This window comes from Heliobacterium chlorum, from assembly GCF_014502795.1.
Lineage (GTDB): Bacteria > Bacillota > Desulfitobacteriia > Heliobacteriales > Heliobacteriaceae > Heliobacterium > Heliobacterium chlorum.
Genome location: NZ_JACVHF010000001.1, coordinates 453,058 through 471,672 on the forward strand (window position 1 = coordinate 453,058; position 18,615 = coordinate 471,672).

General features: G+C 53.3%; 15 protein-coding genes. 14 read left to right on the top strand and 1 reads right to left on the bottom strand.

Annotation, left to right across the window (positions count from 1 at the left end):
- Nucleotides 1-284: 284 nt before the first annotated feature.
- From carA to H1S01_RS02160, 6 genes are all read left to right on the top strand, one after another.
- Entirely contained in the window at nucleotides 285-1,379 is a 1,095-nt protein-coding gene (carA, locus tag H1S01_RS02135) for a glutamine-hydrolyzing carbamoyl-phosphate synthase small subunit (RefSeq protein ID WP_188038452.1), read from the top strand.
- Nucleotides 1,372-4,593, top strand: coding sequence for a carbamoyl-phosphate synthase large subunit (gene carB, locus H1S01_RS02140; protein ID WP_188038453.1), 3,222 nt, complete (start codon nucleotides 1,372-1,374; stop codon nucleotides 4,591-4,593). The genes carA and carB overlap by 8 nt, the downstream gene beginning before the upstream one ends.
- A 91-nt stretch (nucleotides 4,594-4,684) precedes the next feature.
- Nucleotides 4,685-5,494, top strand: a complete 810-nt coding sequence (locus H1S01_RS02145; RefSeq protein WP_188038454.1) for a dihydroorotate dehydrogenase electron transfer subunit — start codon at nucleotides 4,685-4,687, stop codon at nucleotides 5,492-5,494.
- Nucleotides 5,487-6,398, top strand: a complete 912-nt coding sequence (locus H1S01_RS02150; RefSeq protein WP_188038455.1) for a dihydroorotate dehydrogenase — start codon at nucleotides 5,487-5,489, stop codon at nucleotides 6,396-6,398. The genes H1S01_RS02145 and H1S01_RS02150 overlap by 8 nt, the downstream gene beginning before the upstream one ends.
- A gap of 93 nt (nucleotides 6,399-6,491) precedes the next feature.
- Nucleotides 6,492-7,970, top strand: a complete 1,479-nt coding sequence (locus H1S01_RS02155) for an alkaline phosphatase family protein (RefSeq protein WP_188038456.1) — start codon at nucleotides 6,492-6,494, stop codon at nucleotides 7,968-7,970.
- Nucleotides 7,971-8,080: 110 nt separating this feature from the next.
- Nucleotides 8,081-8,872 (top strand): NlpC/P60 family protein, encoded by a 792-nt coding sequence (locus H1S01_RS02160; RefSeq protein WP_188038457.1) that lies wholly within the window; start codon nucleotides 8,081-8,083, stop codon nucleotides 8,870-8,872.
- A 71-nt stretch (nucleotides 8,873-8,943) separates the two neighbouring features.
- On the opposite strand, the gene H1S01_RS02165 is transcribed toward H1S01_RS02160, so the two are convergent.
- Nucleotides 8,944-10,758 carry an NFACT RNA binding domain-containing protein gene (locus tag H1S01_RS02165; protein WP_188038458.1) on the bottom strand — a complete coding sequence of 605 codons (1,815 nt, stop codon included), beginning with the start codon at nucleotides 10,756-10,758 and terminating at the stop codon, nucleotides 8,944-8,946.
- Nucleotides 10,759-10,927: 169 nt separating this feature from the next.
- Here H1S01_RS02165 and H1S01_RS02170 point away from each other — a divergent pair, with 169 nt between their 5' ends.
- The 8 genes from H1S01_RS02170 to coaBC all read left to right on the top strand — a co-directional run bounded on the left by H1S01_RS02170 (nucleotide 10,928) and on the right by coaBC (nucleotide 18,524).
- Entirely contained in the window at nucleotides 10,928-13,777 is a 2,850-nt protein-coding gene (locus H1S01_RS02170) for a cation-translocating P-type ATPase (protein WP_243236881.1), read from the top strand.
- A 48-nt stretch (nucleotides 13,778-13,825) separates the two neighbouring features.
- Nucleotides 13,826-14,668 (top strand): diaminopimelate epimerase, encoded by an 843-nt coding sequence (dapF, locus tag H1S01_RS02175; RefSeq protein ID WP_188038459.1) that lies wholly within the window; start codon nucleotides 13,826-13,828, stop codon nucleotides 14,666-14,668.
- Between the two features lie 175 nt (nucleotides 14,669-14,843).
- Nucleotides 14,844-15,722, top strand: coding sequence for a YicC/YloC family endoribonuclease (locus H1S01_RS02180; RefSeq protein ID WP_188038460.1), 879 nt, complete (start codon nucleotides 14,844-14,846; stop codon nucleotides 15,720-15,722).
- A 31-nt stretch (nucleotides 15,723-15,753) separates the two neighbouring features.
- Nucleotides 15,754-16,059: an integration host factor, actinobacterial type gene (gene mihF / locus H1S01_RS02185; protein ID WP_188038461.1), complete on the top strand. Its 306-nt coding sequence runs from the start codon at nucleotides 15,754-15,756 to the stop codon at nucleotides 16,057-16,059.
- Between the two features lie 11 nt (nucleotides 16,060-16,070).
- On the top strand, nucleotides 16,071-16,346 hold the full coding sequence (remA, locus tag H1S01_RS02190; RefSeq protein WP_188038462.1) for an extracellular matrix/biofilm regulator RemA: 276 nt from the start codon (nucleotides 16,071-16,073) through the stop codon (nucleotides 16,344-16,346).
- Between the two features lie 34 nt (nucleotides 16,347-16,380).
- Nucleotides 16,381-16,962: a guanylate kinase gene (gene gmk, locus H1S01_RS02195; RefSeq protein WP_188038615.1), complete on the top strand. Its 582-nt coding sequence runs from the start codon at nucleotides 16,381-16,383 to the stop codon at nucleotides 16,960-16,962.
- Between the two features lie 129 nt (nucleotides 16,963-17,091).
- Nucleotides 17,092-17,301 (top strand): DNA-directed RNA polymerase subunit omega, encoded by a 210-nt coding sequence (rpoZ, locus tag H1S01_RS02200; RefSeq protein WP_188038463.1) that lies wholly within the window; start codon nucleotides 17,092-17,094, stop codon nucleotides 17,299-17,301.
- Nucleotides 17,302-17,312: 11 nt separating this feature from the next.
- The gene (coaBC, locus tag H1S01_RS02205) at nucleotides 17,313-18,524 is read left to right on the top strand and encodes a bifunctional phosphopantothenoylcysteine decarboxylase/phosphopantothenate--cysteine ligase CoaBC (RefSeq protein ID WP_207732155.1); all 1,212 of its coding nucleotides are present in this window, start codon (nucleotides 17,313-17,315) and stop codon (nucleotides 18,522-18,524) included.
- The last annotated feature ends 91 nt before the right edge of the window (nucleotides 18,525-18,615 follow it).

Here is an 18,615-nt window from a genome sequence, read left to right on the forward strand (position 1 = left end):
TAATGACGGAGTGAGCGTTTTGGGCGTAAGGTTGTCGTGAGCGAAAGTTGCGAAGCGGAAAAGTGCGTCACGGTTAACATGCAGAAAAACCCAGAGGTTTGGCGCACCGGCGGAGCAACCGAGCGAACAGCCGTGAAGCCCTTAGCGAACGGAGTAATTCCGCCCCAGATTTACCATAATGCACCATTGACTGACAGATCTATTGTACAAATACAGATAAAGAATGAACAGCTATCACAGGGCCGCTGGCCCATTCACGTATAAATATAGGGAGGTTATCCATAGTGAAAGGGTACTTGGTCCTGGAAGACGGTTCCGTGTGGGAAGGCCAAGCTTTCGGTGCCGTTGGGGAGCGAACAGGAGAAGTTGTTTTTAATACGGGGATGACTGGTTATCAGGAACTGCTGACCGATCCCTCTTATTGCGGGCAAATCGTCGTGATGACCTATCCGCTCATCGGCAACTACGGCGTAAACCCTGAAGATTTTGAATCACGGCGGCCTTTTCTCCGTGGATTTATCGTCCGGGAGTGGGCCGAAGAGCCTTCCAACTGGCGTTGTGAAGAGACGGTCGATGCCTATCTGAAACGGACCGGTGTCATCGGCCTTTCCGGTGTAGATACCCGTGCCTTGACCCGCCGGCTGCGCAACCATGGAACGATGCGGGGCATCATCGGTTGCGGCGAAGTGGTCGATTTGGAAGCCCTGAAAGCGCAAGCCCAGCAGGCTCCTCATATCTCCGGGCAGCCCCTCGTCGACGAAGTGACGACAGACAAAACCTTCACCATGGATAATGACGGCCTGAATGTGGTGCTCATGGACTTCGGTGCTAAAGAAAATATCGCCCGGTCCCTCCATCAACGGGGATGCCGGGTCACCGTCGTGCCGGCTCGTACATCGGCTGAAGAAGTGCTCGCCATGAATCCCGATGGGATTATGCTGTCTAACGGCCCTGGGGACCCACTGGATGTACCTTACGCTGCGGCGACCGTCCAGAAACTGCTCGGTGTCAAACCGGTCTTCGGCATCTGCCTGGGCCATCAGATTATGGCGCGAGCCATCGGTTGTAAAACCTTCAAATTGCCCTTCGGCCACCGCGGCTCAAACCATCCCGTCAAAGAGTTGAGCACGGGCCGCGTCTATATCACCAGCCAAAACCATGGTTTTGTCGTCGACGGGGACCAGATTCCCGAAGGTGTTACCGTGTCCCATATCAATCTGAACGACGGTTCTGTCGAAGGGCTCTCCTTCCAGAACATTCCCGCCTTCTCCGTACAGTATCACCCGGAAGCCAGCCCTGGACCGGATGATTCGGGATATCTCTTCGACCGCTTTGTAGAAATGATGAAACAATATGAAGGGGGGGCTTCGAATGCCTAAGGATCCTACACTGCACCGCGTGATGGTCATCGGCTCCGGCCCGATCATCATCGGCCAAGCTGCCGAATTTGACTATGCCGGTACACAGGCATGCCGGGCCCTGAAAGAAGAAGGGCTGGAAGTCATCCTGGTCAACTCCAACCCGGCGACCATCATGACTGATGCCAACATCGCTGATCGGGTCTATATCGAACCGCTGACGCCGGAATTCGTCACCCGCATCTTGAAAAAAGAGCGCCCCGACGGTTTACTGCCTACCCTGGGTGGTCAGGTGGGCTTGAACATCGCCCGTTCCCTCGCCAAAAGCGGTGTTCTCGATGAACTCGGCGTACGCTTGTTAGGAACGCCCCTGTCCGCCATTGAAAAGGCGGAAGACCGGGAATTGTTTAAGGAAATGATGGAACAGATCGGCGAACCGGTACCTGAGTCGACGATCGTTGAAACACTAGAGGCGGCTCTCGAATTTGGTGAAACAGTAGGATTCCCTCTTATTATTCGTCCCGCCTACACCCTTGGCGGCACTGGCGGCGGCATCGCTCATAACATGGAAGAACTAAAAGCGATCTCCATTAGAGGGCTAAAACACTCCGCTATCCATCAAATCCTGGTCGAGCGCAGCGTCGCCGGATGGAAAGAAATCGAGTATGAAGTCATCCGCGACAGCGCCAATAACTGTATCACCGTATGTAACATGGAAAACATCGACCCGGTTGGGATTCATACGGGCGATTCCATCGTCGTGGCCCCGTCGCAAACCTTGGCCGACAAAGAATACCAGATGTTGCGCACCGCTTCTCTAAAAATTATCCGTTCCCTCGGTATTCAAGGCGGTTGCAACGTCCAATACGCCTTGGATCCCTACTCTTATAAATATATCGTCATTGAAGTCAACCCCCGGGTCAGCCGTTCTTCGGCGCTGGCGTCCAAAGCTACAGGCTACCCCATCGCCAAAGTGGCTGCGAAAATCGCCATCGGCAAAACCCTCGATGAAATCAAGAACGCCGTCACCGGCAAAACCTACGCCTGCTTCGAACCGGCTCTCGACTACGTGGTCATGAAGATCCCCCGCTGGCCCTTTGATAAGTTCGAAGATGCTCGCCGGACGCTGGGAACACAGATGAAAGCGACCGGTGAGGTCATGGCCATCGACCGGGCTTTTGAACCGGCCTTAATGAAAGCTGTTCGCTCCCTCGAAATGGGTGTCGTCGGTCTCTGGCATAAAGGCATCGATGAATGGGATGAAGAGGCCCTGGAAAAAGCCATGGTAGAAGCTGACGACCGGCGGCTCTTTGTCCTGGCCGAAGCGATGCGACGCGGTTGGGTCAACGATCGGATTCACGGCCTTACCAAAATCGACTATTTCTTCCTCAGCAAGATTCGCAACATCGTCAACATGGAGAAGGAACTCTCCCAGTGGCATGGAAAGGGCATCGAAGCAGTACCGGCGGAGACACTGAAAAAAGCCAAATCAATGGGCTTTGCCGATGCAGACTTAGTCCGGATTATCGGTGTCGACGAACTCACCATCCGCAATCACCGCTTTGATCAGAACCTTCGTCCTGTCTATAAAATGGTCGATACCTGTGCCGCAGAGTTCGAAGCGGAAACGCCTTATTTCTACTCTTCCTACGACCAGGAAGATGAAGCCGGCCCGACTGAACGGCCGAAAATCGCCGTCATCGGCTCCGGTCCCATCCGCATCGGCCAAGGGATCGAGTTTGATTACTGCTCCGTTCACTCCGTCTGGTCGATTCGCGACGCCGGCTATGAGTCGGTCATCATCAACAACAACCCTGAGACCGTATCGACTGACTTTGATACCTCTGACCGGCTCTATTTTGAGCCGCTCCTCCCGGAAGACGTCATTCATATCTTGAGCAAAGAAAAACCGGAAGGCGTCATCGTCCAGTTTGGCGGCCAGACGGCGATCAACTTAGCAGGTCCTCTCGAGAAGGCTGGCTTCAAAATCCTAGGAACTTCCGTCGAAGATATCGACCGGGCCGAAGACCGGGACCGCTTTGACCAAGTGCTCATCGAACTGGGATTGTCCAAGCCCCCCGGACGGACGGCCACCTCTGTGGAAGGCGCTTTGGAAGTGGCTCAGGAGATTGAATATCCCGTCCTGGTTCGTCCTTCCTATGTGCTCGGCGGACGGGCCATGGAAATCGTCTATAGCGATGATGAACTGATCAATTATATGTCCACGGCAGTGAAAGTGAACCCCAACCACCCTGTCCTCGTCGACAAATACCTCGTCGGCAAGGAGATCGAAGTGGACGCGATTGCCGACGGTGAACAAGTCCTCATCCCGGGGATCATGGAACACGTCGAACGGGCTGGTGTTCATTCCGGTGACTCCATCGCCGTATATCCCGCCCATGGTTTGACGAAAGAGCAGATCGACGTCGTCATCGATTACACTACGCGACTAGCCTTGCACTTAAAGGTCAAAGGCGTGCTCAATATCCAGTATGTTCTCCATGAAGATCAAATCTATGTCATCGAAGTCAACCCTCGTTCCAGCCGGACCGTACCCTACCTGTCCAAAATTACGGGCATCCCGATGATCACCATCGCCACCCGGATTATCTTAGGTGAAACACTGGCTCAGCAGGGATACAAAGGCGGCTTAGCCCCGACACCGGCTTACACGGCAGTGAAAGCGCCGGTCTTCTCCTTCGGAAAGCTTCTCGATGTGGAAACATCGCTCGGACCGGAAATGAAATCGACGGGCGAAGTTTTGGGTGTTGACGCCGACTTCCACAAAGCCTTTTACAAAGCCCTGGTCGCTGCCGGCATGGATATCCCCACAGGCGGCAACATTCTCGCTACTGTAGCCGATAAGGACAAAGAAGAGTCAATTCCCCTGCTGAAAGAATTCGTCGACCTGGGATACTCTTTGGTCGCCACGGCCGGTACGGCTGACGCACTACAAGCAGCTGATGTTCCGGTGCAGCGGGTAAACAAAATCGGGGAAGGCTCGCCCCACCTGATCGACCTCGTCCGGGAAGATAAAGTGCAACTGATCATCAATACCTTGACGAAAGGCAAACAGCCTGAACGGGACGGCTTCCGTATTCGCCGGGCTGCTGTGGAGCACTCGGTGCCTTGCTTGACCTCTTTGGATACTGCCCGCGTGCTTTTGCAGACCTTAAGTACCATTCAAAGCGGCGGAAATTTCGATATGATCCCACTGCAGGAATACTTGAAGTAAGGAACAGCTTCAAATACGTCCGGCCCCTCAGGGGCCGGACATATTTTCAGGTATCCCCTTCAGTTGAAAGCCTATGGAAGGAGCGATGACGATGAAACCACTTTTGACGAAAACTGTTGTGTTGGAACAGGAACAGATACAGCCGGGATTTTTTCGCATGGTCCTTTCGGCGCCGGAAGTAGCTCAACGGGCCGAACCTGGTCAGTTTGTGCAGATACGTGTCAACAATGGGCTCGATCCCCTCTTACCGCGTCCCATCAGCTTGCATGACATCGATCCCCTTAAGGGGACGATCACCCTTTTATACCATAGTGCCGGCAAAGGGACGCGCATCTTGGCAACGGCTGTTGTAGGGCAAGAGCTTCCTCTTTGGGGACCTCTCGGCAAAGGATGGAAGATGACCGAAGCCGAAGAAGATTTTCTTCCTATCTACGTGGCGGGAGGTATCGGTATCGCCCCACTGCTTCCCTTAGCTGCAGCCTGGAGCCGCCGAGAAGAACCAGGTATCCTGCTCTACGGTGCCCGTAGCGCCGGACAAGTGATGGCGGTACGAGCATTCGAAGCTCTTGGTGTAGAGGTACAAGTGGCTACGGAAGACGGATCATTCGGCATGATGGGCCGGGTGACCGATCTGTTGGAACAGTCTCCTTGGGGGGAACGACGCCCCTTGCTCTATGTCTGTGGACCGAAACCGATGTTAAAAGCGGTGCACAAAATGGCGGAAGCGAAAGGCTGGGCTTGCCAGATCTCTTTGGAGGAACGCATGTGCTGCGGTCTCGGCGCTTGTCTCTCTTGCGTCTGTAAGACGAAAGCCAAGGCTGCCGGTAAAGCTTGGACCCATTCGAAGGTCTGTACGGACGGACCTGTGTTCTGGAGCGGGGAGGTGGTTTGGGATGAGTAACCTGGCTGTAAATCTCGGCGGTCTCTTGATGAAAAACCCGGTGACCACGGCATCAGGCACTTTCGGTTTTGGTGTGGAATTTGCACCCTTTATCGATCTGAACCGTCTGGGAGCTATCGTCGTCAAAGGGACAACCTTAACACCAAGAGAAGGAAATCCGACGCCCCGTATGGCTGAGACACCAGCAGGCATGCTAAATGCGATTGGTTTACAAAATCCGGGGATTCAAGGTCTGCTCGAAGAACACTTGCCCCCATTGCAATCGATAAATTCGCCGGTCATCGTCAATATTAGCGGCAACACCGTTGAAGAATATGGGCAATTGGCCGAGATCATCGATCGAACAGAAGGCATTGCAGCGATCGAGGTGAACATCTCCTGTCCGAACGTAAAACAGGGAGGCATCCAGTTCGGTACCGTCCCTGCGTCAGCGGCAGCAGTGACCCGATCAGTCCGGGAGAATACGAAAAAACCGGTCATCGTCAAGCTCTCTCCAAATGTCACTGATATCACGGAGATGGCCAAAGCGGTCGTCGACGCCGGTGCTGACGCTTTGGCTTTGATCAACACACTGCTCGGAATGGCTATCGACATTCGCACTCGCCGGCCGGTGATCGCCAACGTTTTTGCTGGCCTATCGGGGCCTGCCGTTAAACCGGTGGCGTTGCGGATGGTCTACCAAGTGTACAAGGCCGTTTCGGTGCCCTTGCTGGGAATGGGCGGGATCTCGAACGCCGATGACGCCATAGAGTTTATCATGGCTGGAGCGACATCCATCGCCGTTGGGACTGCCAATTTCACCAATCCCCGGGCGACGATGGATATTCTTGAGGGGATCGAGGCTTTTTGCCTCCGCGAAGGGGTCCGGGATATTTCAGAGATCATTGGTGCAGTTCACCACTAATTCCATAAATGAACCTGTCCATTTACGTTAAAGTTGATTTGAGTTATTATATATAGGCAGATGATAACGATTAGCAACTGGGGAGGTGGGACAGTGCGTAGGAAGAAAGTCATCATGTTTATCATCGATTCCCTTCATCCCCGCGTATTGGACGACGTGACCCATGATGGTTCCGCGCCTGCCCTCTCTTTTCTTCGTCGCAAAGGATTCAGCCACGACCGAATCGTTTCGGCTTTTCCGACGATGACGCCAACGGCGCTCAGTTCTATCGCCACGGGCACCTATGCCGACCAGCATAAAGTCCCCGGTTTTATTTGGTTCTCTGAGATGAGCCAGCGGTTGGTCAACTACGGCGCCACCCCGGGAGCCATCGTCAAACTGGGCGTGTTTCAATCGGTTAAAAACCTGCTTTATAATTTAAACCAAGAACATGTAAACCCCTTGATCAAGACTTGTCATGAGGTCCTTGAAGAGAGGGGCTATTCATCAGGGAACATAAACTTTTTTATTTATCGCGGACGCAAACGGATGGAACCGAAATTGCCCTGGTTGATCCGTTTAGCCGCCTGGCTCCGCCTGAAAGGGCCTGTTTTTGGGCCAGAGAGCCTTGTTTTGGGGGAATGTTGTCTTTCCCCTGGGCTCGAAGGATTTCGAGGTCCTGCCGGGCCCTTCAACAAGTTTGGCTTTAACGATACCTTCTCCTGTCTCGCTGCCCGGGAACTGATCCGCCGTGGAAGACAGCCCGATTTTATGGCTGTCTACCTGCCCGATAACGACGGCTATTCCCACCGCGTAGGCCCTTTAAAATCCCACCCTTGTGTGCGGAAAGCCGATCAGATGATCCAACAAGTGCTCAATGCCTTTCCCTCCTGGGAGCATGCTATTGACCAGAATTCTATTCTGGTCACCGGTGATCACGCTCAATGCTCGATCGGAGCAAAACATTCCACCATTTTGCTAGAACGGATGCTCTCCCGGTTTAAACAGCTTCGCATGCTCTCCTGGGGCGGCATCGGTCGCTATGACATCACCATCTGTCCGAACGAGCGCATGGCGATTATCTATATCTTGCGAAACGTCGATACGGTGCAAGCGGAAGTGATCGACACCCTTTCATCGGATGAGCGGATTGCACAGATCATGTGGCGGGAAGGACAAAAATACCGGATCATGCAGCCACGAAGCCGCAAGACGCTGTCTTTTTGGCGGTCAGACAAATATGAGGATCCTTACGGTGTCCGGTGGGATTATGAAGGCGATTTATCTGTCGTAGACGGAACGATAAAAGAAAACCGGATCGAATTCGGTGAATATCCAGACGCCTTTTCCCGCATCATATCAGCCTTTGAAAGCCAATCATCGACACGGGTGCTCCTGTCGGCCCGGCCTGGTTATGAGTTCTACGCGGAAGACGCCCCCATATTCCCTGGCGGCGGCAGTCATGGTTCTCTCCACGAAAGCGATTCGGTCGTTCCTGCCATCTTGGCCGGAGCGGAGCGGGACCTGTCCTATCACCGCATCATCGATTTTTTTCCCTGGATCATGGAATCACTGCCGGCCACAATCCGATAAATGGTATGACAAAAAGACCTTTCGAAGTGACGAAAGGTCTTTTTTCATTTTCACTTGATAAATATTGCAGGCGATCCTCGAATAATTTGTTACGAATGGAGGGAGACGCAGTGGAGGACAAATACATTTCCTGTCCCTTGGCGGACCTTTGGAATCGACCAGACGAACCGAGGCAGCGTGTTACCCAAGGTTGGCTGGGCAGTCCCGTGGAAGTCTTAGAATCCCAAGATGGATGGCAAAAAGTCCGCCTGCCCGAACAAGGTGACTACGAAGGGTGGATTAAAGCAGACGATCTGGAAACAAAAAGGGGTCCCTCCGTAGAAGGACCGCAGGTGATCGTTGCGCTGCCTAAGGCGGTCTTTGAGAATGGATGGCTTCCCTTGGGAGCTGTCTTTCCCATGGTCGATTCCTGGGAGGAAGGGGGAGCCTTATTACTGCCGAGTGGTGACATCGCTTGGCTTCCCTTCGGCGATATGTGGGAATGGCCCCATAAGAGATCCTCCGAAAATGATCGACCTATGGGGGAAGAGGTTCTCCAGACGGCGGCTCAATTTTTAGGTACCCCCTATCTTTGGGGAGGGATGAGCTGCCTAGGAATCGATTGCTCAGGGCTGGTGTTCATGGCCTATCGACTGCAGGGTATTGAGCTTCCGCGAGATGCCCACGAACAGTGGGAGGTTCTCGAACCTGTGGAAAAGGAGAAATACCTGAAACCGGGAGATCTGATCTTTTTCTCTACTGACGGAACTATCGCTGATCATGTTGGGATTGTCGGGGACGGGGGACAAGGACAATTTATCCACGCGTCCAGCAGTCTCGGCGGTGTTCAATGGTCAAATTGGAATGAACCGAGATGGAAGGATAGCTTATTCAGTTTCCGGCGAGTACAAGTGTCGACATAATTAAAAAAGTGATGGACCATCAATGAGGAGACTTCTTTTATTGAGCCTACGATTACTGATCATGTGGAGAGCTATTCGGGCGCAGAACCTTCTATTTTCCGAGGATTTACCCAGAGCGTCTGTTGATGATCATAGATGACAAAGCCCGGTTTTCCACCGGCCGGTTTCCGGACGAAGCGCCGTTCTGTGTAATCGACAGGCACCTTGTCGGCCTCCCGGCTGCGGCTGTAGTAAGCCGAATACATAGCCGCCAACTCAAGGACCGAATCAGGAAGGGTCTTTCGCTCTCGCATGGGTATGACGACGTGAGCGCCCGGAATATCTTTGGTGTGTAGCCAAATATCTGTATCTCGGGACATTTTCATGGTCAGGTAATCGTTCTGGCGGTTGTTGCGGCCGACCCAAATGGTCCAACCTTCCGGTGTCGTTAGGGTCAACGGCTTTGGAGCGGGGGCCGTTTCTTTAGCTGGACTTTTGTTTCCCTTGCCTGGCTTACCGCCTTTTTTGGGATGTCTCGCCTTTTCTTTCGGTTTTTCCCCGGGAAGGTAACCGCTTTGAACGAGTTCCTGCCGGATCTCTGCCAGATCATCAAGGTTTTCCGCTTGTTCCAGCGATATGAGCACCGAATCCAGGTAAGCTAGTTCCTGGGCGGTGCTCTCTTTTTGTTCCGTCGCCAGCAGAACCGTCTGTCTCGCTTTGTTATAGCGGCTGAAGAAAACTTGCGCGTTTTCTGCCGGAGTCAATGAGGGGTCCAATTCGATCTCAAAAGTCTTATCGGGGTCGACAAAGTCTTGAACAGTGATGGAACAGTCACCTGGCTGGACCCGGTACAAGTTTGCCATCAACAATTCGCCCCAACTGCGATAGACTAGGTCTTTTTCTGCCGCAGAGATGTCCTTTTCTTGGCTGGTTTTTCGGCGGTGTACCCGATCCCACTCAGCGGCGACCCGCTTTAACAGAGCGGAACGCATATTCGACAGCTTTTCTAGCTGGCTTTTGCTGTTATAGAAGAGGTCGATCGCCTCATTCACTGTGGCGTATCTTTCCCGCCGCAGCGATCGGCCCAAATGCAGCAGCGGCCAAGGGGCGAAGGCTTTTGGAGTCATGTTCTCCCAGACCACTTCAGGAGTGTATGTGCCTGCTTCGACCATAGCCAACAGGTCCCGGATCGCTAAGGCGAGGCGGCCGAATTCGTAACCGGCGCACTCTCCCGTGACGATCGTCTTGGCGATGCCGGCGCGGAAACAGATTTCCCGAGCCGTCTCGGGGCTGATCCCCATCAGGTGCTGCTGCAACGCTTTGTCTACAGGCGTTTTTTCCGATGCTTGATACAACAATTCCCCCAAACTTTCGTCGGTCACCGCTGGAGGCAGCAGTTTCTCCTGGGTAGGAGGGGCGATATAGGGACGTCCGGGGAGCACTTCCCGGTGGCGGCTGACAGCGTGACTGTACCTGCGGATGCCGTCTAGGATGGTCTCCGATGCGTCATCAACGAGAATGAGGTTGGAGTGCTTGCCCATGATTTCCAAGTACAAGCTTTTTTCGGTACGTCCCCCTAGTTCGTCGCTGCCTTCGATGCGCAGGCGTACGACCCGTTCCCAGGGGATTTGTTCTACGGCCCGGATTCGTCCACCTTCCAAATGCTTGCGCAGGACCATGCAGTAGAGCGGCGGTTGTGTGGGATTTGGCTTGTTCGTTTTCGTCAGGTGAATACGTCCCCCGGTTGGTGAAGCCGAAAGGAGCAATCGCCATGATTTGGGGCCGGTTCGGCCAATTAGATGTATCTCGTCGGTAAGGGGCTGCACGATACGGTCAATGCGCCCGCCTGTTAAAGCTGGGTGAAGTTCTTTTACGATCGTCGTTAGTGTCAATCCATCAAGAGCCACGGGACAAACCCTCCTTTGTGTCATTCATCATAGCACGGGATCTGTTGAGCCAGCAACGTCGGTATGATGCATGGACATGCCAGGTCGTTCATAGGTATAGGACAAGGGGGAGCCCGTCCCACGGGTGGAGCCCAGGAACATCTGACGATGGGGGAAACGAGGGAAGTGTATGAGTAAAAAACGTAGGGGAATGGGTGGACCAGAAACAGATCATGAACCGGACAAGCCCTGGCATCAGTTGGACAAGGCCGAGCTTTTCGGCGCTTTACAGACAGGCGTTGATGGATTGACATCGAGAGAGGCCCGGGAAAGGTTGTCCCAGATCGGCCCGAACGCACTCGAAGCTGCCGAAGCGACGCCGCTGTGGAAAAAGTTTTTCGCCCAGTTCCAAGATTTTATGATCCTCGTGTTGCTGGCGGCGACGGCCATTTCCGCATTTTTAGGGGAAATCGTCGATGCCGTCACCATTTTGTTGATCGTGGCCTTGAATGCGGTCTTAGGTTTTGTTCAGGAGTTTCGGGCGGAACAATCCTTAGAGGCTTTGAAAAAGCTTACGGCGCCCGAGGCAAGAGTGATCCGCGACGGCCAGGAGGTTCGCATCCGGGCCGACGAAGTCGTGCCGGGAGATATGGTGCTGTTGGAAGCGGGCGATCGAGTTCCGGCCGATATGCGCATCATGGAAAGCCACGAGCTTGAAGTGGATGAAGCTCCATTGACCGGTGAGTCTATGCCCGTCGCCAAACGAGCTGAACCGCTGACGACGCTCGGCCTCGGGATTGGAGACATGGCGAACATGGCCTTTTCGGGAACAATCGTCACCCGTGGTCGTGGACAAGGCGTCGTTACAGCCACGGGGATGAGGACTGAGATGGGACGCATCGCTTATATGATCGAATCGGTGGAAGATGAACTGACACCGCTTCAACGTCGCCTCGATGAACTCGGAAAAATCCTTGTGGCTGTCTGCTTGGCCATTTGCCTGGTCGTCGTCTTCATCGGCTTATGGCAAGGCGAACCAGTATACCGGATGGTGCTGACCGGCGTCAGCCTGGCTGTGGCTGCGATTCCAGAAGGCTTGCCGGCTATTGTGACGATCGTACTGGCGATCGGCGTGCAAAAGATGATCAAGAGCCGGGCCATCATTCGCAAGCTACCTGCCGTGGAGACTTTGGGATGCGCCACAGCGATCTGTTCAGACAAAACGGGCACATTGACTCAAAACCAGATGACCGTTCGGCAGGTCTACTTAAATGGCGATACGATCATGGTCGGCGGGCAGGGATATGAACCGAAAGGGGAGTTGATGGCTGCCGGCCGGAAGATACAAGTGACCGAGGGGAGCCGTGGCGGTACCGATTCGACCGACTTGAATACGCTGCTCTTGGCCAGCGTCCTATGTAATAATGCGGAAATCGTCAATCAGGGAATCGCTGAGCGCGGTTCGAACAGTTCCTGGTCCAAGAAGAAAGCGAAAACAGGCAGAGGAGAGTCGGCACACTGGACCATCAACGGCGATCCGACAGAGGGAGCCTTATTGGTTTTGGCAGCCAAGGGAGGATTTCACCGTCAAAATGTCGAACACGAGTACGAACGGATACAAGAACTGCCTTTTGATTCCGACCGTAAACGCATGGCTGTGATCATTCGTAACCGTACCCATAAAAAGTTATCCTTTGTCAAAGGCGCTCCGGAGACGATGCTAGCCCGTTGTTCTTCTATCCGTCAAAATGGTGTCGATGTTCCCATGACAGAGCAGAAGCGAAAGCAGATCCTATCGGAAAATGAGCGCATGGCCCAAGAGGCTTTACGTGTGCTCGCTTTGGCTTATCGAACTCTGCCGGAACATCTGACCGAGGAAGAATTAAAGGAGACCGTCGAAGAAGATCTCGTTTTTCTCGGCCTCGTCGGCATGATGGATCCGCCACGGCCGGGCGTGAAGCAAGCGGTGGAGCGCTGTGCCAAAGCGGGCATACGCACAGTCATGATCACCGGCGATCATCCGGTGACGGCCTTCGCCGTTGCCCGGGAATTGGGGATCGCCCAGCGGACCGAAGAGGTTATCACCGGTGCCCAGTTAGAAGAGATGGGCGAACAGGATCTGGTCGAAAAGGTATCTCGTATATCCGTCTTTGCCCGCGTGTCGCCGGCCCATAAACTTCGCATCGTCCGGGCTTTTAAAGGACGAGGCCATGTGGTGGCCATGACCGGTGACGGAGTCAATGACGCGCCAGCGGTAAAAGAATCGGACATCGGCATCGCCATGGGCCGTACCGGAACCGATGTGACCAAAGAAGCCTCGTCCATGGTCCTGTCTGACGATAACTTTGTGACAATTGTCGGGGCTGTGGAACAAGGCCGCGCCACTTACGACAACATCCGGAAGTTTGTTCGCTATCTTCTCTCCTGCAACGCCGGTGAAGTCCTGGTGATGTTCCTGGCCAGTCTCTTCGCCATGCCGCTGCCATTGCTGCCGGTACAACTGCTCTGGGTAAACCTTGTCACAGATGGTTTGCCGGCTATGGCGCTGGGGGTCGATTCTCCCGATCCGGACGTGATGAACCGCAAACCACGCCATCCGAAGGAAAGCGTGTTAGCGGGCGGGCTGGGACGCCGGATCCTGATCTGGGGTACATACTGCGGATTAGCTACACTCGCTGTTTTCTCCTGGGGCATCTATCTGGGCGATCTTCCCCTGGCGAGAACGATGGCTTTTTGTACATTGACCTTCTTCCAACTTTTTTACGTCTTTGACTGTCGATCTGACCGGTACTCCATTTTTGAACTAGGCTGGATGACGAACCCCCATCTACTTGCGGCCGTATTCCTTTCCGGTGCCATGCAATTGGCCGTCGTATATATCCCTTGGCTGCAAAAGATTTTTCAAACCGTTCCTCTCGAACCGTCCCACTGGCTCGTCGTCTTATTCATGGCCGGAGGCTGGCTGCTGGTTACCGGGTTGTGGCATCTGGTCAGCCGCCCCTTCAGCCAAAATCGCCGACGTCCTGTCCTTGGTCAGTGATGGGACGGGGAAGGGGAATGGGAAAATAGAAAGGTGGCTTTTGACAACATGGACTTTGTGAAAATGCATGGACTTGGCAACGACTTCGTTATTGTCAACGCCTTACATTCCCCTAACCTTGAACGCACTGATTGGGAAAAGGTGGCGGTTCGCTTATGCGACCGCCACTACGGCATTGGCGCCGATGGATTGATCATCATCTTTCCCTCGGAAAAAGCCGACATCCGCTGGCGTATCCTCAATGCCGACGGATCGGAAGCGGAAATGTGCGGCAACGGCATCCGCTGTGTCGCTCGGTACGTCTATGAGCGGGGAATTGTGCCGAAAGCCCGCGTAGAAGTGGAGACACTAGCCGGGATCATCGTTCCAGAGATCATCTTCGAAGACGGTGAAATTAAAGGGATACGGGTCGATATGGGCGAGCCTCGTCTGGAACGAAGCCAAATCCCCATGACTGGACCGCAGGGAAAAGTAATCCAGGAAGAACTCACTGTAGACGAAGAGACCTTTCCTGTCACCGCCGTTTCCATGGGGAATCCTCATTGCCTGATCTTTGTCGATGATATCGAGAAAGCTCCTGTGACCACGGTGGGACCGAAGGTGGAGAAACATAGCGCTTTTCCACAGAAAACAAACGTGGAATTTGTTCAAGTCTTAAACCACTCGGAAGTGAACATGCTCGTCTGGGAACGCGGGGTAGGACCCACCCTCGCCTGCGGCACCGGAGCTTGCGCCACCGCCGTCGGTTCCATCCTCAATGGCTATACAGGCCGCGAAGTAAAAGTACATCTAGCCGGCGGAACACTGCTTATTGAATGGAACGAAGTGAATAACCGGGTCTACATGACCGGTCCGGCTGTCGAAGTTTTTCAAGGTCAATATCCGATATAGGGAATCCTAACCGTATCGGCTGCATGCAATATGGGGAAGCCTATTCCTACAAAGGGCCACGATTTCGGCCCTTTTTTTGTTACATGGAAAAGGATTTATACAATTAAAGTCGAATAAAGTCCCGTTTGGAATTTATGGCAATCAGCAAAACGGGCCGTTAAAAGGAGCATGGAACGTGATCAAGAGCATGACCGGTTACGGCCGGGGCGAAGCCTGCGGAGCCGGCAAGCGGGTAACCGTGGAAGCGAAGGCGGTAAACCATCGCTACTCCGAAGTGATGGTGCGTCTGCCCAAGAGCTACATGGGCTTAGAAGATCTGATCAAGCGTATATTTTTACAAAAGGTTTCCCGAGGCAGGATCGATGTTTTTGTCAACTTTGAAGCGGACGGGGAAGAGACCAGCCAGGTAAAGGTTGACAAGCAATTGGCTGTTAGATATTATAAATCGTTGAAAGACTTGGCCCAGGAAATGGATCTCACCTTTGATCTCACCGTCTCTCATCTGATGGGTCTGCCCGAAGTGATTACTTTGGCTGAACCGGAAGAAGACATGGAGGAAGTGGCTCGTGTCGTCGAAGGAGCAACTCAGCAGGCCCTCGATGGCTTGGTGAGCATGCGGATGCAAGAGGGCAACTCACTGGCAGAGGACCTCTTCTTGCGCCTGACCTTTCTCCGGCAACGAATCAAAGCGGTAGAGGAACGAGCTCCCTTCGTGGCAGCAGAACATATGGAGCGCATGCGGGAACGCCTGAAAGAACTGCTGGGACAGGTTCCTGTCGATGAACAACGGCTGACCACAGAAATCGCTCTTTTTGCTGATCGTACCAACATAACGGAAGAACTAGTCCGTCTCGACAGCCACTTGGAGCAATTTCAAAGGGCATTGCGATCGCAAGAACCAGTCGGTCGAAAGCTCGATTTCTTGGTTCAAGAGATGAATCGGGAAGTGAACACGATCGGCTCGAAAAGCAACGACCTCGATATATCCCGACATGTTGTAGATTTAAAGAGTGAATTGGAAAAAATCCGCGAACAGGTGCAAAACGTCGAATAGCAGTGCCTGGACCCAAATTAGGAGGATCGTCATGGCTGTTCCCACATTAACTCAAGAACAAAAACAAGAAGCTCTAAAAAAAGCCCATGCCATTCGCAGCAGTCGTACACAACTGCGCAACCAGCTGAAGTCCGGCGTGATTACCGTCGAAACCGTCTTGAACCGGGAAGATGAAATCGTCAAGGGGATGCGGGTACTCTATCTGCTGGAGTCGCTGCCGAAAGTGGGGAAGCGGACTGCTCGACGCATCATGGCCGATATCGGCATTGACGAATCGCGCCGCCTGCAAGGTTTGGGAACTCGGCAACGAGATGCGCTGCTGTCGAAACTGACTTAGGAGGAACCGAAGTGGATATCAAATTGATCAATATCGGTTTTGGGAATATTGTTTCTGCCAACCGTATTGTCGCGATTGTCAGTCCTGAGTCAGCGCCGATCAAGCGCATCATTCAGGAAGCCCGGGACCGGGGGATGCTCATCGACGCTACCTATGGCCGGCGCACCCGGGCGGTAATAATCGCCGATAGCGACCATGTCATCTTATCGGCTGTTCAGCCTGAAACGGTGGCTCATCGTCTGTCGGCCAAGGAGACGGGTCATCATGGAGATGAAGGAACCGAATAAAGGGACTTATATTCTGGAATCCTGGCTAGCTCGGATGGGTCGCGGTGTACTTCTCGTCATCTCGGGACCTTCTGGAGCAGGTAAGGGAACTCTGAGCCGTTTGCTTCTGTCGAAGCAAAAACAACTGAAACTGTCCATTTCAGCGACGACAAGACCTCCCCGTTGCGGCGAAATCCACGGGGAACATTACTATTTTCTCAGTAAAGATGATTTTGAAGGGCAGATCGAAGAGAACAACTTCTTGGAATATGCCCAAGTATATGATAACTACTACGGAACACCCTTGAAACCGGTGGAAGAGTCACTTTCCAATGGGCAGGATGTACTATTGGAAATCGATATTCAGGGCGCTTTGCAAGTAAAAAGCCGTTACCCGGAAGCCGCCCTGATTTTTATCGCGCCACCGTCCCTCGATGAACTAGCAAAACGGATCTACGGGCGAGGCACCGATAGTCCCGAAGTGATTGAAAAACGACTAAGCCTGGCCTCAGCGGAACTGGAGTTCATCGACAAATACGATTACTGCGTGATCAACGACGATGCCGAATGGGCTACAGCCCGCCTCCAAGCGATTTTGGAAGCGGAAAAGAGCCGGGTCTATCGGAAATCGGAGTAGCCGGAGTAATATATTTTATTTCTTTTGTTACATTAGTCATGGAGCGATAGTCCCAAGACACGGCGTCGCTCTACATGGAGTACATTAAAAAGGCAATCCTTTTCTGAGCAGCTTCGGGAGGTGTGACCCTTGAACCAACCATCCCTTGACCGTTTGATGGAAAAAGTGGACAGCAAATACGCTCTGGTGGTGTTGGCTGCCAAACGAGCCCGCGCCATCACCGACAAATCAGAACCGATGGTAAGTACGTCCAAGTCGACCAAGCCGGTGAGCCTGGCTCTGCAAGAGATTGTGGAAGGCAAAATCCGTTTCCAACAACCGAAAGGCGGCATTAAGTGAGCCAGCCGATGATGAAACAATCGCTGCGAGACAAATTGATCGTAGTCGGCGTCAGCGGCGGTATCGCCGCCTATAAAGCTTGTGAACTGGTCAGTCGTTTGGTGAAAGCCGGAAGCCGAGTTCAGGTGATTCTCACTGAATCGGCCACGAAGTTTGTCGGTCCCTTGACTTTCCAAACGCTCTCCCAGCAGCCAGTGATTTTCGATATGTTTGAAGAACCGAAGCAGTGGAACGTGGCCCACGTGTCTGTCGCGGAAGCGGCAGACCTTTTTGTGTTGGCACCAGCTACAGCGAACATCATCGGTAAACTGCGCTCGGGCATCGCCGACGATTTTCTATCGACGACTCTGTTAGCCACGAAAGCTCCACTCGTGATCGCACCGGCGATGAACGTGAACATGTACTCCCACCCTGCCGTAGAAGAAAACATAGCAGTTCTTTGCCAGCGTGGAGCGATCATTGTAGAACCGGAGGTCGGGCGGCTCGCCTGCGGGACTTCCGGCAAAGGGCGCTTAGCCGAGGTGGAACGAATCTTAGCGGCCATCGAAGAAGCTCTATCGCCGTCAAAGGATATGGCAGGGCAACGGGTTTTGATCACTGCTGGCGGAACCCGGGAGGCGATCGATCCTGTTCGTTACATCACGAACCGTTCCTCCGGTAAGATGGGCTACGCCTTGGCTCAGGAGGCGCTACGGCGCGGTGCTCAAGTCACCTTAGTCACTGCACCGACTGGATTAGAGATTCCCGCCGGAGTGGAAGCGGTCATGGTCGAGTCGGCCGAAGAGATGCGCCGAGCTGTCTTAGAGCGCTTTGAACGAGTAGATGTCGTCGTAAAAGCGGCGGCAGTGGCTGACTACCGCCCCTTAATTCAACAGGACCAGAAACTTAAAAAGAAGACAGACCGCCTCCTTTTGGAAATGGTCAAAAATCCCGATATCCTTGCCGAATTAGGTCAGAAAAAAGATCGGCAAGTTTTGGTCGGATTTGCAGCCGAGACGAACGATGTAGAGACCTACGCACTGGACAAGCTGGGCCGCAAAAATCTGGACCTAATGGTAGCGAACGATGTCACTCAGCCTGGGGCGGGTTTTGGGACAGACACGAATATCGTTACGATTTTTAATCGCCAGGGCGACAAAGAAAAGTTGAACCTGATGTCAAAAACGGAAGTGGCCCGTCGTATCTTCGATAAGGTAATCGAAATCTTGTCGGCTCGTGTGTGATCAATCCCCTTGTATTTCATGCTCGTACTTGTTAATCTAGGTAAGAAAGACAAAGGGGAACATTTCCTCAACAATCTATCGAAATTCGGCT